The organism is Mesorhizobium sp. (genome assembly GCF_965229135.1).
GTDB lineage: Bacteria > Pseudomonadota > Alphaproteobacteria > Rhizobiales > Rhizobiaceae > Mesorhizobium.
Window position 1 is genome coordinate 3,802,051 of the sequence record NZ_OZ245860.1, and the last position, 15,306, is coordinate 3,817,356.

Annotated in this window: 16 protein-coding genes; 8 read left to right on the top strand and 8 right to left on the bottom strand. The window is 63.2% G+C overall.

What is annotated here, in order from left to right:
• Window positions 1-183: 183 nt before the first annotated feature.
• Both ACO07C_RS18000 and ACO07C_RS18005 read left to right on the top strand, forming a co-directional pair.
• The gene (locus ACO07C_RS18000) at window positions 184-1,218 is read left to right on the top strand and encodes an aspartate-semialdehyde dehydrogenase (RefSeq protein ID WP_421915499.1); all 1,035 of its coding nucleotides are present in this window, start codon (window positions 184-186) and stop codon (window positions 1,216-1,218) included.
• Between the two features lie 180 nt (window positions 1,219-1,398).
• A complete protein-coding gene (locus tag ACO07C_RS18005) occupies window positions 1,399-1,851 on the top strand; it encodes a GNAT family N-acetyltransferase (RefSeq protein WP_421915500.1) in 453 nt (150 codons plus the stop codon).
• A gap of 7 nt (window positions 1,852-1,858) precedes the next feature.
• Here the strand turns inward: ACO07C_RS18005 and ACO07C_RS18010 are convergent, their stop codons facing one another.
• On the bottom strand, window positions 1,859-2,266 hold the full coding sequence (locus ACO07C_RS18010; protein ID WP_421915501.1) for an ACT domain-containing protein: 408 nt from the start codon (window positions 2,264-2,266) through the stop codon (window positions 1,859-1,861).
• Window positions 2,267-2,472: 206 nt separating this feature from the next.
• Here ACO07C_RS18010 and ACO07C_RS18015 point away from each other — a divergent pair, with 206 nt between their 5' ends.
• The 4 genes from ACO07C_RS18015 to ACO07C_RS18030 all read left to right on the top strand — a co-directional run bounded on the left by ACO07C_RS18015 (window position 2,473) and on the right by ACO07C_RS18030 (window position 4,935).
• Complete coding sequence (locus tag ACO07C_RS18015; protein WP_421915502.1) at window positions 2,473-3,378, top strand: bestrophin family protein; 906 nt, start codon at window positions 2,473-2,475, stop codon at window positions 3,376-3,378.
• Between the two features lie 135 nt (window positions 3,379-3,513).
• Window positions 3,514-3,924: a DoxX family protein gene (locus tag ACO07C_RS18020; RefSeq protein ID WP_421915503.1), complete on the top strand. Its 411-nt coding sequence runs from the start codon at window positions 3,514-3,516 to the stop codon at window positions 3,922-3,924.
• Window positions 3,925-3,941: 17 nt separating this feature from the next.
• Window positions 3,942-4,469 (top strand): SRPBCC family protein, encoded by a 528-nt coding sequence (locus tag ACO07C_RS18025; protein WP_421915504.1) that lies wholly within the window; start codon window positions 3,942-3,944, stop codon window positions 4,467-4,469.
• 202 nt (window positions 4,470-4,671) lie between these two features.
• Window positions 4,672-4,935 (top strand): YMGG-like glycine zipper-containing protein, encoded by a 264-nt coding sequence (locus ACO07C_RS18030; RefSeq protein ID WP_421915505.1) that lies wholly within the window; start codon window positions 4,672-4,674, stop codon window positions 4,933-4,935.
• Window positions 4,936-5,003: 68 nt separating this feature from the next.
• On the opposite strand, the gene rpsP is transcribed toward ACO07C_RS18030, so the two are convergent.
• The 5 genes from rpsP to ACO07C_RS18055 all read right to left on the bottom strand — a co-directional run bounded on the left by rpsP (window position 5,004) and on the right by ACO07C_RS18055 (window position 9,795).
• Window positions 5,004-5,396 (bottom strand): 30S ribosomal protein S16, encoded by a 393-nt coding sequence (gene rpsP, locus ACO07C_RS18035; protein WP_421915506.1) that lies wholly within the window; start codon window positions 5,394-5,396, stop codon window positions 5,004-5,006.
• A gap of 82 nt (window positions 5,397-5,478) precedes the next feature.
• A complete protein-coding gene (locus tag ACO07C_RS18040) occupies window positions 5,479-5,805 on the bottom strand; it encodes a chorismate mutase (RefSeq protein WP_421915507.1) in 327 nt (108 codons plus the stop codon).
• Between the two features lie 7 nt (window positions 5,806-5,812).
• Window positions 5,813-7,405 (bottom strand): signal recognition particle protein, encoded by a 1,593-nt coding sequence (gene ffh, locus ACO07C_RS18045; RefSeq protein WP_421915508.1) that lies wholly within the window; start codon window positions 7,403-7,405, stop codon window positions 5,813-5,815.
• 279 nt (window positions 7,406-7,684) lie between these two features.
• Window positions 7,685-8,653, bottom strand: coding sequence for a CPBP family intramembrane glutamic endopeptidase (locus ACO07C_RS18050; RefSeq protein WP_421915509.1), 969 nt, complete (start codon window positions 8,651-8,653; stop codon window positions 7,685-7,687).
• 89 nt (window positions 8,654-8,742) lie between these two features.
• A complete protein-coding gene (locus ACO07C_RS18055) occupies window positions 8,743-9,795 on the bottom strand; it encodes a zinc-binding metallopeptidase family protein (protein ID WP_421915510.1) in 1,053 nt (350 codons plus the stop codon).
• 271 nt (window positions 9,796-10,066) lie between these two features.
• On the opposite strand from ACO07C_RS18055, the gene ACO07C_RS18060 reads away from it, so the two are divergent.
• Entirely contained in the window at window positions 10,067-10,864 is a 798-nt protein-coding gene (locus tag ACO07C_RS18060; protein ID WP_421915511.1) for a lytic murein transglycosylase, read from the top strand.
• Between the two features lie 104 nt (window positions 10,865-10,968).
• On the opposite strand, the gene ACO07C_RS18065 is transcribed toward ACO07C_RS18060, so the two are convergent.
• A complete protein-coding gene (locus ACO07C_RS18065; RefSeq protein WP_421915512.1) occupies window positions 10,969-11,406 on the bottom strand; it encodes a hypothetical protein in 438 nt (145 codons plus the stop codon).
• A gap of 162 nt (window positions 11,407-11,568) precedes the next feature.
• On the bottom strand, window positions 11,569-12,792 hold the full coding sequence (locus tag ACO07C_RS18070) for an argininosuccinate synthase (RefSeq protein WP_421915513.1): 1,224 nt from the start codon (window positions 12,790-12,792) through the stop codon (window positions 11,569-11,571).
• A gap of 307 nt (window positions 12,793-13,099) precedes the next feature.
• Here ACO07C_RS18070 and ACO07C_RS18075 point away from each other — a divergent pair, with 307 nt between their 5' ends.
• Window positions 13,100-15,208, top strand: coding sequence for a putative bifunctional diguanylate cyclase/phosphodiesterase (locus ACO07C_RS18075; RefSeq protein ID WP_421915514.1), 2,109 nt, complete (start codon window positions 13,100-13,102; stop codon window positions 15,206-15,208).
• Window positions 15,209-15,306: the final 98 nt, after the last annotated feature.

The window sequence follows — 15,306 nt, forward strand, 5'->3', positions numbered from 1 at the left end:
TGGTTTGCGGGCAATCGAAGCGCGTTTGCCTGCTTTCGACCAAACTCACGGCCAAAACGACCACTAAAACGGTCTGATCTCCCTTGGCCTGCTCGCCCTCTCCCCGGGTCCGGCCCGGGGGCGAGACCCGCACCGGCCGGCGGGTTTCTCCAAAAACGAGCGGAGAGGGACAGGAGATTTTCGATGGGTTTCAAGGTTGCAGTCGTAGGCGCCACGGGCAATGTGGGCCGGGAAATGCTCAACATACTGGAGGAGCGCGGCTTCCCGGTGGACGAAGTGGTGGCGCTCGCCTCGCGGCGCAGCCAGGGCACCGAGGTGTCGTTCGGCGATCGCACGCTGAAGGTCAAGGCGCTCGACCAGTATGATTTTTCCGACACCGACATCTGCATCATGTCGGCCGGCGGCAATGTCTCGAAGGAATGGTCGCCGAAGATCGGCAAGCAGGGCTGCGTCGTCATCGATAATTCGTCGGCTTTCCGCTATGACCAGGACGTGCCTCTGATCGTGCCTGAAGTGAACCCGGACGCGATCTCGCTGTTCACGCGCAAGAACATCATCGCCAACCCGAACTGCTCGACGGCACAGCTGGTCGTGGCGCTGAAGCCGCTGCATGACTTCGCAACCATCAAGCGGGTCGTCGTGGCCACCTACCAATCGGTGTCTGGCGCCGGCAAGGAAGGCATGGACGAGCTCTTTACCCAGACCCGCGCGGTCTTCGTCGCCGATGGCGTTGAGGTCAAGAAGTTCACCAAGCGCATCGCCTTCAACGTCATTCCGCATATCGACGTCTTCCTCGACGACGGCTCCACCAAGGAAGAGTGGAAGATGGTCGCCGAAACCAAGAAGATGCTCGATCCCAAGATCAAGCTGACGGCGACCTGCGTGCGCGTGCCGGTGTTCATCGGCCATTCGGAGGCCGTCAACATCGAGTTCGAGAAGCCGATCACCGCCGATGAGGCGCGCGACATCCTGCGCGACGCTCCAGGCTGCCAGGTCTTGGACAAGCGCGAGGATGGCGGCTACATCACGCCGCTGGAATCGGCCGGCGAGGACGCCACCTTCATCTCGCGCATCCGCGAGGATTCGACGATCGACAACGGCCTGTCGATGTGGATCGTCTCCGACAATCTGCGCAAGGGCGCAGCGCTGAACGCGGTGCAGATCGCCGAGCTGCTGGTCGAGCGTGGCCTGATCCAGCCGAAGAAGAAGGCGGCTTAGTTTTCGCTCACGGGCCGTATCGCCGCTGCCGCGGCGGGCCCTCCGCGGGGGGGCGCCAGATGACCGGCGGCCCGCGGTCGCGGGCTCGGCCTTCGGCCGAGGCATTTCTTCTCCCCGTTCACGGGGAGAAGGTCCCGGCAGGGGGATGAGGGGCGGCACTGCGTCTGATGTGAAACGACCGTGAGCGATCCCACCAAAGTCGCACTGCGTCCAGCAATTGAGCCGGACGCAGGTGCTATAGCGAAGATCATGCGGGCGGCGCTTGGGTCGTTCGACTGGATGCCGGTCATCCACACCCCGGCCGAGGACCTCGCCTTCATCCGCGACATCGTGCTGCCACGGCAGCGGGTAACGGTCGCCGAAGCCGGCAACGACATTGTCGGCTTCATCGCCGTCAGCGGTGAGTGGGTGGAGCAGCTTTATCTCGATCCGGCCTGGACGGGCAAAGGCATTGGCAGCCGGTTGCTGATGGACGCGACCGCGTCCCTGTCGGCGGTGACACTCCATTGTTTCCAAGCCAACAACGGCGCCCGGCGCTTCTACGAACGTCACGGTTTCCGTGCGGAATCCTTCGGCGACGGTACCGCCAATGAGGAGGGCTTGCCCGATATCCTCTATGTCCGCAGGAGCTGACGCCTGTTCAGCCCCGGCTTTCCGCCGCCAGTCCCTGCAGCAACTCCATCGCCTCCTCCGCGCGGTCGGCCGGAACAAACAGGTGGTCGTGGAAGAAGGCCGAGACCGGGTTGACGCCCATGCCCGCGGTGGCCAGACGGGTGGTGATGGCGGCGAGGAAGCCGACAGCTTCCAGCGATGAATGGATGTTCAGCGTCACCATGCGGCACCGGAACGCGGCTTCCAGGCCGGCGGCCTGCGCTTCTTCTTCGCGAAGGATGAGCGTGATGCCTTCGCGCTCGCGAAACAGCATCATGGGCTTGAGGCCTTCCGGCTGAGGGACGCCCGGCGCCAGCGTGGCGAATACAAAAGTGCCGGAGAGCAATTCCGGTGTCATCGACGCCAGAAGTTTCTTCAGATCGGTCTCGCCGGTCATAGTCTTCCTCGGCTGTTGCAGGTGTCCCAGCCCGCCCGCGTGGCGGCTGTCATGCCTTCCAATATCGGCGCCGGATACACTGCGATAGTCCGTCCGGTTCGTTGCGCGGACGACATGGCCATGTCGTTGACGGCTGAGCTTGCGCAGCTGTCGCGTCGCACAATAGATGTGGTTCAGGACCAGCGCCGGTCCATGAAAGGCTCTCGATGATCGTTCGCCCGCGGCCCACTTTCCTGCAGCTGTTCTTTGTCATGCGCGGTTCGGTCGTGCCGCGCATACTGCCTCAGATCCTGGGTTTCGCTTTCTATGCGGTGGTCATCATGGCCGTGGCGCGGCAGTTTCATCTCGACTTCAGCGTCTTCAACATCACGCCTTTCGGCTTGGTCGGCGTGACATTGTCCATCTATCTGTCGTTCCGCAACAATGCCGCCTACGATCGCTGGTGGGAGGCGCGCAAGCTGTGGGGCGCCCTGGTCTTCGAGATCCGCAACCTGGCGCGTGCCACGACCAGCCTGATCCCCGACCAGGCCGAACAGCGTGCGTTGCTCATGGAGGCGCTTGCCTTCTGCCATTTCCTGCGCGGGCAATTGCGCAAGATCGATAGTGTCGAGGACGCCGGCGCCTTCATCGATGCCGAGGCAGAGACGGCCGCGGCCTTCGCCAACCCGGCGGACGAGATGGTCAGGCGCATGGGCCGGCGCGCCAATGCGCAGCGCCGGACTGGCGGGCTCGATTCGATCGGCTTTCGTATCCTGGATGAAAGGCTGGCATCGATCACCTCCATCCAGGCCGGCTGCGAGCGGATCGCCGGCACGCCTTTGCCCTTTGCCTATACGCTGCTGGTGCATCGCACGGCCTACATCGTCTGCCTGCTGCTGCCCATCGGGCTGATCTCGACCGCCGGCTGGGCGACCCCGCTGTTCACCGCGCTGATCGCCTACACCTTCTTTGGCCTCGACGCGCTTTCGGAAGAACTGGAGGATCCGTTCGGGACGGAAGCCAACGACCTTGCGCTCGATGGCCTGTGCCGGGTCTGCGAGATCTCGGTGTTCGAGGCACTGGGCGAGACGCCGCCAAAAATGATCCCGGCCGAGAAATTCTATTTCTCCTGAGCGAGATCCGCGCCGGCGTTTCGCCGTCAAGTATCAAAAAGAATCCGCATCATGTCGGATCGCAAGCCTGGCGTACGTCCTTGGCGTGACCCTGGCGAAAACGGCCAGTGCTCGAAGCAATCGGAGGGCAACCCAATGACCATTCGTGAAACCGCGCCCGTCTCGTCAGGCGCCTTGTGGACCGGCCGCGTGCTGAGCGGCCTCATCGTGCTGTTCATGATCTTCGACGGCGTCATCAAGCTGCCGCCGCTCGATGTCGTCACCCAGACCATGACGCAGATCGGCTGGCCCGCCGACGCCAATGTCGCCCGGCTGCTTGGCGTTGTCGGCCTGGTCTCGACGGTGCTTTACGCGGTGCCGCGCACGTCGGTGCTCGGCGCGATCCTGCTCACCGCCTATATGGGCGGAGCGGTGGCCACGCATTTGCGCATCGGCAGTCCGCTGTTTTCGCACACGCTGTTCGGCGTCTATCTCGGCGTCATCGTGTGGGGCGGCCTGTATCTGCGCGATCCCCGGGTGCGTGCGCTGATCCCGTTCAGCCGATAGGCGAGAAGGTACGAAAAATGTTCAGCACCATCCTGATCATCCTGGCCGTCATCATCGCCGCCATCCTCATCTATGCCGCGACACGGCCGAACGACTTTGTCACCACCCGCTCGGCCACCATCAAGGCCCCGCCGGAAACGATCTTTCCGCTCATCAACGACTTTGGCCGCTGGCCCGCATGGTCGCCCTACGAAAAGCTCGATCCCAATATGAGGCGCGCGCTGTCCGGTGCCGAAAGCGGCAAGGGCGCTGCCTATGCCTGGGAAGGCAACGGCAAGGCTGGCAAGGGCCGCATGGAGATCGTCGATTCGATTCCGTTTTCGCGGGTGTCGCTCAAGCTGGATTTCGAGAAACCGTTCAGGGCCAACAACATGGTCGACTTCAAGCTCGCGCAGTCCGGAGACAGCACAGCCGTTACCTGGGCGATGCGCGGCACAAGGCCCTTCATCGCCAAGCTGATGGGCCTGTTCATGAACTTCGACACATTGATCGGCAGGGATTTCGAGACTGGCCTCGCCAATCTGAAGAGCCTGGCAGAGAAGTAAAAGCATGACAGCCAACCCGGCGAAACCGGAGATGCCGACATCGCCGGCTGGCCGGCGTCACGTTCGACAGGGAAAATGGCGATCCGCCCGGGTAGAAAAAGGACTTACCGAAGCGATTGCTTTTTCGCGTGGATCGAATTCGCAACTGGTGCGTTGTTGGCGCTAGGCGTGTGGAGCTGTTTCCCGCTGGAGAGGAATGACAATGAAGAAAATGATGCTTTTGATGGCCTTGCTGGTACCGCTCGGGGCCTGCTCGCGGACGGAACAGGGCGCGGCCGTTGGCGGCCTGGGCGGTGCGGCGGTTGGCGCCGCCGTGGCCGGGAATCCGGTTGAAGGCGCGGTGATCGGCGGTGCGGTCGGCGCTGTCGCCGGCGCACTGATCGGGCGCGCAACCGAACCAGGCCAGTGCCGCTATCGCGACCGTTATGGCAACATTCGCGTGGCGCACTGCCCGCGCGGTTACTGACCTGGCAATCATCGGATAAAGCAAAACGGCGGGCCTTGGCCCGCCGTTTTCGTAGCCATGGACGCTGATTACTCGGCGGAGGCTTCGGCCGGGGCGGCAGCCGCGGCGGCCACAGCGGCCGCGGCGTCTTCCTGCGCCTTCTTCAGGAGGGCGGCGCGCTCCTGCGCCTTCTTGCCCGGCTCGGCCTTCTTCGGGTTGGAGCGAACATCGCGCTTGGCAATGCCGGCTTCATCAAGGAAGCGCAGAACGCGGTCGGTCGGCTGCGCGCCATGCGACAGCCAATGCTTGACGCGGTCGGCGTCGACCTTGACGCGCTCGCCATCCTTCGGCAGCAGCGGGTTCCACGAGCCGATCGCTTCGATGAAGCGGCCGTCGCGCGGCGAACGGGCGTCGGCGACGACGACGTGGTAGTAAGGACGCTTCTTCGAGCCCGCACGGGCCAGTCTGATCTTCAGTGCCATTGTTTTCTCCTAAAAAGCTCTGATTTCGTTGATTGCATTAAGGCTTTTGTCTCGTGCACATCGGGATGCGACATGCACGGCTTCAGCCCGTTTTCGTCACGCCGCTGGCAGCGGCGATCTGTTCGTGGTGCCGGATCACTTCGCGCACGACGAAGTTGAGGAATTTCTCCGCGAAATCCGGATCGAGATGAGCGTCCTTGGCCAGCTGGCGCAGGCGGGTGATCTGCTGTTGCTCGCGCGCCGGGTCGGCCGGCGGCAGGCCATGCTCGGCCTTCAGAACGCCCACCGCCTTGGTGCAGCGGAAGCGCTCGGCCAGCATATGGATGAGGGCCGCATCGATGTTGTCGATCGAGGCGCGGTAGTCGGCCAGGATGGTGCGTGCGTTCGCCATGTCCTTCTCTTCGTTCATCGCGTCCTCACTTCTTCTTGCCAAGACCGGGCAGTCCGCCGCCAAGGCCGGGCAGGCCGGGAAGCTTCATGCCGCCGGGCAGGCCGGGCAGGCCACCGGCGCCTGGAAGACCCTTCATGCCGCCGAGGCCGGCCGCCTGCGCCTGCTTCTGCAGGGCTTCGAGCTGCTTGGGGTCCATCTTCGACAGGTCGGGCATGCCGCCACCCATCATGCCGCCCATGCCGCCGGGCATCATGCCGCCGAGGCCCATCTTGGAGGCGAGGCCGCCCATCATGCCGCGCATGAGGCCTCCGCCCTTGCCCTTGCCGCCCATCGCCTTCATCATGTCGGCCATGCCGCGATGCATCTTCAAGAGCTTGTTGATCTCGGCCGCGTCCGTGCCGGAACCGGCGGCAATGCGCTTCTTGCGCGAGTGCTTGAGAAGGTCGGGGTTGGCGCGCTCGGCCTTGGTCATCGACGAGATGATGGCGAGCTGGCGGCCGAACATCTTGTCGTCGAGGCCGGCGGCGGCCATCTGGTCCTTCATCTTGCCCATGCCGGGCATCATGCCCATGATGCCGCCCATGCCGCCCATCTTCGACATCTGCTGAAGCTGGCCGGCGAGATCGTTCAGGTCGAACTTGCCCGACTGCATCTTCTTGGCCATCGCGGCCGCCTGCTCGGCGTCGATGTTTTCGGCGGCCTTTTCGACGAGCGAGACGATATCGCCCATGCCCAGGATGCGGTCGGCGATACGCTTGGGATGGAACTCCTCAAGCCCGTCCATCTTTTCGCCGGTGCCGATCAGCTTGATCGGCTTGCCGGTGACGGCGCGCATCGAAAGTGCCGCGCCGCCACGGCCATCGCCATCCATGCGGGTCAGCACCAGGCCGGTGATGCCGACGCGCTCGTCGAAGCTCTTGGCCAGGTTGACGGCGTCCTGGCCGGTCAGGGAGTCGGCGACCAACAGGATTTCGTGCGGGCTCGACACCTTCTTGATGTCGGCCATCTCGACCATCAGCGGCTCGTCGATATGGGTGCGGCCGGCGGTGTCGAGAATGACGACGTCATGGCCGCCGAGCTTGGCGGCCTGAACGGCGCGCCTGGCGATGTCGACGGGCGACTGGCCATCAATGATCGGCAACGTGGCGACCTTGACCTGCTCGCCGAGTTGGCGAAGCTGCTCCTGCGCGGCGGGGCGCCGCGTGTCGAGCGAGGCCATCAGAACCTTCTTGTTCTGACGGTCCGAAAGGCGCTTGGCGATCTTGGCCGACGTCGTCGTCTTGCCGGAACCCTGCAGGCCGACCATCATGATGACGACGGGCGCCGGGGCATTGAGGTCGATGGCGACGCCCTCGGCGCCCAGCATCTCGACAAGCTCGTCATGGACGATCTTGACGACCATCTGGCCGGGCTTGATCGACTTGACCACGGCGGCACCGACGGCCTTCTCGCGGACCTTGTCGGTAAAGGAACGCACCACTTCCAGCGCGACGTCGGCTTCGAGCAGCGCACGGCGCACCTCGCGCAGCGCCGCCGAGACATCGGCCTCCGACAGCGCGCCGCGGCCGGTCAGGCCGTTCAGGATGGAGCCAAGGCGCTCCTGAAGCGATTCAAACATCGATCTTCCTTCAATCTCGGTTCGGGTTCGATCCGAGAGGTAATGCGTTCGCGTCAAGTCGCCAAGCAAAAGCCAAAACCAAAAAGCACCCGGGGGCGCTCAGCGCTGCCGGGTGTTGGCCTCCAGGATCGATTTACAGCACTTGGCCTCAAAAGAGGCTTCGGCGTCCTGGTCGGCTTGCTCGGAGGTATACTCGTCGCGGAATTCGGAGGCTGTAGACAGGAAATCCGCCGCGGAGTCAAGGTCCGGGCCAGATGTGGCGCCGGCAAGCGGCATGGCTCATGCGCTTTCGGCGGGCCGCGCCCCGTTCGGCTCGACCTTCAGCGGTGAGCGCGGATGCAGCAGAAGCAGGATCGTCAGCAGGCTGCAGACGATGCCTATTCCCGCTATGAGGACCGCATCCAGCGTCGTCCAGCCTGGGCCCTCCAGCGGCTTGGCATTGAACAAAGCGAAGGAATTGTAGCTCTCCTGATGCGAGATCAGCAGAAATCCGGTCAGATTGTTGCCGAGATGAGCGCCGAAAGCCGCGCTGAGATTGCCGGTGGCATAGACCAGAAGCGTCAAAAGCAGCGCGAAGGCCGCGATCGAGGCCAGCACGCAGGCATTGATGGCGGCCGATGAGCTCGAGCTCCAGTGCAGCGAGGTGAACAGAAGCCCCGGCACCAGCGCCCAGATGAAGGGGCTGCTGAAACGGTTGGCCAGGCCCCTCGGCAGATAACCGCGAAACAGGGCCTCTTCCGACGACGTCTGCAGCAGGGTCAGCGCAACGATCGGGATCAGGAACAAAAGCCATGTCGACACGCTGATGGTGCCCCGCGCGATCTCGGGCCGCAGCATATAGAGCAGGATTTCGGACAGAAGTGATGTGATCAGCACCGCCACCAGCCCCTTGAGGAATGCAGATCGCGAGACGCGGCGGCTGGCGCCGACCAGCGCGGAGAGCGGTTCGCCATGGACCCAGCGCATGGCAATCCAGAGGCCAATCCAGATGCCGGAAAAGGTGGCGAGAGCGGTGAGGATGCCTTGGGGTGAAGCGAGGAAATTCTGGATCGCCCCGCCAGCCAGCGGAGAGCCGCCGATCGATACCTGCCAGATGACGTAGAAATAGGTGCCGCCAAACAATATGGCCAGGGTCATGCCAACCCAGAGCGCGACGGTGATCGCCGTGCCGAACAGCAGGCGCGGCAGGGTGGTCCATCTGTTCGGAGATTGCCGGTAGCGCTCGAAGGCGGCTGGATCGATCGTCACGCGGCTTTCCTGGCGGTTGCGTTGGAGTGAATGCTCAGCGCCGGTCTACGGGATCGACGTTTCGCACGCAATCTCCAGGCCACGGCCAATCACTGCGTCAGCAAATCATGCACGAAGCCGAGCTTGCGCGCCGTGATGTCCGAGATGACGAAGGGGTAAAGGTCGGGCAAGCCCATGCAGCGGTTGATCGAGTTGGAGGCTTCGGACAGCACCAGCCAGCGGGCGAGGATCTTTTCGAACGGTTCGGCGGCGGCCGACGGTTCCGAGGGTGCCGCCTGCAGCCCGCCACCAGTATCGCCCCGGGGCAGGGCTTCGGCGTCCACCGTCTCCAGCCGGCCGAGCGGGAAGTTCAGCGCATACACCATTTCGAGCGTATCGGTGATGTGCAGGTGGTGCGCCCAGGTCTCGGCCCAGTCTTCCCAGGGGTGTGACGTGGCATAGGCCGAGATATGCTCCTGTTGCCAGTCGGGCGGCGCGCCATTGGCATAGTGGGTCTTCAGCGCCTGTTCGTAATCGGCCCGTTCGTCGCCGAACAGGGCGCGGAAGGCTTCCAGCCTTTCCGGATCGTCGCGTATCAGGCGATCCCAGTAGTAGTGGCCGAGTTCATGGCGGAAATGGCCGAGCAGCGTTCGGTAGTTCTCGCCCATCTCGACGCGCCGCTTTTCACGCTCGGCCGAGTCGGCCTCCGCGACATTGAGGGTGATCAGCCCGTTGTCGTGGCCGGTCAGGATGCGCTCGCCGCCCGGACCGCCGCCGATCGGATCGGCGAGCAGGTCGAAGGCAAGGCCGATCTCGTCACCGGGGTTCTGCTTGGGCGCGACCGGCAGGCCGAAGGCGAGCAGCGAATAGACGGCGCGTTTCTTTGCCGCCTCGACGCGGATCCAACGGCGGCGATTGCCGTCGACGGAGAGATCGGGAATGAGCTGGTTCAGCACGCATGCGCGGCAAAAGGCCTGTCCTGGTTCGGCAATCCAGTTGCAGGCGCACTCCTGGGCATTGGTGCATTGGAAAACGCCATTCGCGCCCGACAGCACGAAGCGCGCGTCCTCGGGATGATAGAGAACCGTGCTGGAGCAGTTCAGGCACCGGGCGTTTTCGAAGTAAAGGCGGTGGCCGCAATGCGGGCAGTCGAAAAGCTTCATCGATATCTCACATCTGCGGCGCGGCGGAAGGAATACATGTCGCGCCCCAACGCCCGGCGTCAGCCAGTGTTCCACATCCCATCACGCCATTTTGTCCCAGGTTGAGGCAACGATGCATCTTGCCACAATAAATATTCGATCGTAGGCGAGGGCTTTCGCATTCGCCGGCGTGGCGCCAATGGCGCGTAACGACTTCTTAACCGTGACAAGCGAGCGTTTCGCTGGCAAATTCGATTTCAGGGACGTGACTCAGTCAATCAGGAGACCAGGGATGGCATTTCTTGCCAAGGGAAAGATTTTTGCGGCCGCCGCCTTGGCGGTGTTCGCGATGGCAACGGGGGCCCAGGCGGCCGCCAGTTGTGGCAAGACCGGCGCCGGCTTCGACGCCTGGAAGCCGGAGTTCGCCGCGGAGGCCAAGGCCGAGGGCGTAGGCCCCAAGGGACTGGCGGCTCTTGAGGGCGCCACTTATGCGACAAAGACGATCTCCGTCGACCGGGGCATTCACAAGGCTTTCAGCGGCTCGGTGGACGATTTCATGAAGCGCCGCGGCGGGGCCGCGATCATTTCCAAGGGTCGTGCGCTGAAGAAGTCGAATGCGGCGCTGTTCAGTCAGATCGAGAGTACCTATGGCGTGTCGCCTGGTGTGCTGCTCGCGATCTGGGGCATGGAGACCGGCTTCGGTTCCGCCATGGGCAACCAGAATACGGTCTCCGCCATTCTGACGCTTGCCTATGATTGCCGCCGTCCGGAGTTCTTTCATCCGCATGCCATAGCTGCCCTGAAACTGGTTGATCGGGGAGCGTTGACCGCCTCGTCGGTCGGCGCCGCGCATGGCGAGATCGGGCACACGCAGTTCCTGCCCGGAAATGTCTTGAAGTATGGGGTGGGCAGCGGAAACCTGCGCGACAAGGCCACTGCGTTGGCGTCCACCGCCAACTTCCTCAAGGCCCATGGTTGGCAGAGGGGTGCGAGCGCGCAGGCCAATATCGGCGCGATTGCCGGCTGGAATGACGCGAGCGTCTACCAGCAGGCCATTGCCCGCATCGCCACGGCGATCGACGCCAACTGATAGAAATCGCTGTTCGACAGAATAGCCCGGCCATGCGCCGGGCTTTTTTGTTCATGGAGCTGCATCAAAAACCGACGCGACCGGGTTCGCCCCAACCCAACCCATCAATGATTCGCCCAGCCGCTTAACGGACAGTTCTGGGAAACGGGAACCTGGAAGGAACCGTCAACGCCACTGCAATTACGGAATTTGAGCGAACGCGGTGCCGGGGCTCGCGTGACCTTGGCCGGCTTTGGCTTGCCCTTGAGGACCATCCAGATGTCCGTTGGCAGGTCGAGCTGCAGGTTGTTTATGTCGGAATAGCTGATCCGCCCGCTACGAATGCCTTCGGCAAGACGCTGGCAGAACAGGGCCGGCATGCGCTCCTTCGGGACGCCCATGAATAAAGCCATATCGTGCTTGGCGGTAATATTCCACGCATGAACAACATCGACGCATCCGCCAGCATCCGTCGTCGACTGGCCCTTGGCGCCTGCCCATGAGGGCTGGCACACGGCCGAGACGGCGATCATCGCAAGAAGAAGAGAAATGCTGTTCTTCACTGTCACCCCCCAACCCGGGAATGAGTTTAAAATGGAGGAGGTGGAAGGTCAAACAGGGACTGACTACAGGCGCTTCAATGCAGCTATATTAGAGATGATAAATAAAAACCCGATGTCTCCATCGGGTTCCCTGGGATTGGCAGCGCGGGCCGTTGTCTGGCATCAGCCCTTGCGGTTGCGCGCGGCAAGTGTCCTGAGCCGCAGCGCGTTGAGGCGGATGAAGCCCGCGGCGTCCTTCTGGTCGTAGGCGCCACGGTCGTCCTCGAACGTGACCAGCGCGTCGGAATAGAGCGTTTTCCTCGACTTGCGGCCGGTGACGATGACGTTGCCCTTGTAGAGCTTCAGCCGGACCGTGCCTTCGACATCTTCCTGGCTCTTGTCGATCATCGCCTGCAGCATCAGGCGCTCTGGCGAGAACCAGAAGCCGTTGTAGATCAGTTCCGCATAGCGCGGCATGAACTCGTCCTTGAGGTGGGCGGCACCCCGGTCGAGCGTGATCGATTCGATGGCGCGGTGGGCCGCGATCAGGATGGTGCCGCCGGGCGTCTCGTAGACGCCGCGCGACTTCATGCCGACGAAGCGATTCTCGACGAGGTCGAGCCGGCCGATGCCATTGTCGCGGCCGAGATCGTTGAGGGCGGCCAGCATGGTCGCGGGCGACAGTTTCTTGCCGTTGAGGGCGATCGGATCGCCTTTCAGGAACTCGATCTCGATCTCGGTGACGACGTCCGGCGCGTCCATTGGCGAAACGGTGCGCTGGTGCACGAATTCCGGCGGCTCGCCCCACGGGTCTTCCAGAACCTTGCCCTCGGAAGACGAATGCAGGAGGTTGGCGTCGACGGAGAACGGTGCGTCGCCCCTCTTGTCCTTCGCCACGGGAATCTGGTGCTGCTCAGCGAAGTTGATCAGATCGGTGCGCGACTTGAACGACCAGTCGCGCCACGGCGCGATGACCTTGATGTCGGGGTTCAGCGCATAGGCGGAAAGCTCGAACCGCACCTGGTCGTTGCCCTTGCCGGTGGCGCCGTGGGCGATCGCGTCCGCGCCTGTCTCCTTGGCGATCTCGACAAGATGCTTCGATATCAATGGCCGGGCAATCGAGGTGCCCAGCAGATATGTGCCTTCATAGACAGCGTTGGCCCGAAACATCGGAAAGACGAAATCGGCAACGAATTCCTCGCGGACATCGACGATGCGGATGTCCTTGATGCCCATCATCTCTGCCTTCTGGCGGGCCGGCTCCAACTCGCCCCCCTGGCCGAGGTCGGCGGTGAAGGTTACGACTTCAGCGCCGAGTTCGGTCTGCAGCCACTTCAGAATGATGGATGTGTCGAGACCGCCCGAATAGGCGAGCACGACTTTCTTGACGTCTTTTCCCTTGGACATTTCTGCTCCGTCGATGGCGGACGCCACGGCGGGGCGTCACGGATTGTCGCTGCGCCTTTTAGCAGGAACGGCAAGGCGAGCAAGCAGGCGCGATATCGCCGGAGCCCCCGGATTCGCGCAGCCCGGAGCCTCAGGAGGGAATCGGCAACCCAATGCAACCAAAGGGTGCGTTTTCGTGCATGGTTTAATCAAGTTTTCATGCCTTGCCGGTACTCGAAAAGGCAAAGCCGCAGTGTACCGCGACAGCGGCGAGACAGATTTCGCGTATGTCACCGCGGCAAGAGATCCGGGCGTGAGGCCGTCTTCGATGCGCGTTATATCATGTATCGCAACCGAGCATAATCTGTGGCTGGTCCTGCTGGCGGCGCTCACCTGCGTCACCGGGTGCTGGGTGACGATCGGTTTGTTCGACCGCGCCAGGAAGACGGCCGATGTGCAGATGAAAGGCTGGCTGTTCCTGACGGCCGTCGCCGCGGGCTCGTCGATCTGGTGCACGCATTTCATCGCCATGCTGGCCTATCGCCCCGAGGCGCCGATCAGCTTCGACCCGTTCCTGACGATGATATCGCTGATCATCGCCATTGCCGGCGCGGGCGCCGGCTTTGTCCTGGCTTCGGGAATGCTGAGCCGTGTCATCCCGGAGCTCGGGGGATGCGTCGTCGGCATCGCGATCTCCGCCATGCACTATACCGGCATGATGGCGTATCACGTCGCCGGCATTGTCGAGTGGGATCCCGGCTATGTGGCCGCGTCGGTGATCATATCCATGGTCTTTTCAGCCGCGGCGATCGGCCAGGCCGTGCGCCGGCCATTCGTGTGGTCGCATTATCTGGCCATGGGTCTGCTGGTGCTGGCAATCGTCGGTCTCCATTTCACCGGCATGGCGGCGGTCTCGGTGACGCCACTGTCGTTCATGACGTCCGGCACAAATCCGGACATACTGGAAGCCATGGCCGTGGCGGTCGCCGTCGTCGGTCTCATCGTCGCCGCCACCGGGTTTGCCAGCCACCTGATCGACGAGCGCGGCCGCCTGGAGAGTTTCGAGCGGCTGCAGCACCTGGCGCTCAACGATTCACTCACCGGGCTCGCCAACCGCGTCAGCTTCAACGACCGCCTCGACGACGAGATCGAGCGGGCACGCGAGGACGAGGAGACGATGACGGCCGTCATCGTCATCGACCTCGACCGCTTCAAGGAGATCAACGACCTGAGGGGGCACGCCGCCGGCGACCAGGCCCTCAAGATCGTCGCCAGGCGGCTGGCGAAACTGACGGGAGACGGCGAATTCGTCGCCCGGCTCGGCGGCGACGAGTTCGCGGCGATCAAACGGTTCAAGGACCAGAACGATCTGCTGGGCCTCGTGTCGCGGCTGGAGAAGTCGCTGTTCGAACCCCTGCAACTCGAGGATTTCGAAATCGCCACCGGCGCCAGCATCGGCGTCGCCGTCTATCCGCGCGATGGGGACGACCGCGAAAGGCTGGTCAGCAATGCCGACCTCGCCATGTACCGCGCCAAGAACGACGTGTCGCGGGCGGTGTGCTTCTATGAATCCAACATGGACGAGGCCGCGCGGGCGCGGCGCGCGCTCGCCAACGACCTTCGCCTTGCGATCGAGCGCGGCGAACTTTCGCTTCACTATCAGGTGCAGACCTCGGTTTCGACCGGCGCCATCTGCGGCTACGAAGCGCTTCTGCGCTGGACCCATCCCGAACGCGGCATGATCGCGCCGTCCGAATTCATCCCCATCGCCGAGGAAAACGGATCCATCCTGGCGATCGGCGAGTGGGTGCTGCGCACCGCCTGCGCCGAGGCGGCCTCTTGGGCCAGCGACTACAAGATCGCGGTCAACCTGTCGCCGGTGCAGTTCGCGCACGCCGATCTTGCCAAGCTGGTTCACCACATACTGGTGGAAACCGGCCTCTCGCCCAGGCGCCTTGAACTGGAACTTACCGAATCGACCATCGTCGCCGACAAGTTCCGCACCCTGCATGTGCTGCGCCAGATCAAGGCGCTGGGCGTGACGATCGCAATCGACGATTTCGGCACCGGCTATTCGTCGCTCGATACGCTGCGCTCGTTTCCTTTCGACAAGATCAAGCTCGACCGGTCGTTCATGGCCGACGTCGAGCGGAGCCCGCAAGCGAAAGCGATCGTCCGCGCGGTGCTGACGCTTGGACGCAGCCTGGAAATCCCCGTGCTGGCCGAGGGCGTTGAAACCCACGACCAGCTGAGCATCCTGCAGGTTGAGGGGTGCAACGAGGCGCAAGGCTATTTCCTTGGCCGGCCGCGGCCGATCGACCAGATCCTGTCCCAGCTCACACCACAGGTTCCCGCCATCGCGGCCATCGCAAGCCAATCGGCCACAGCGATGCCGCTTATCCTCGAAGCCTCGTCCAGGCTCGTCTCGAGGCGCTGACGTTTAGCATCGCCAGGTTCGACATCCGTTTGACCAAGAAGCATTCTGGCGCCCGCGCAAGGCTTGGTATATGGCTGCGCGGAGCAATCAGGGCTGCC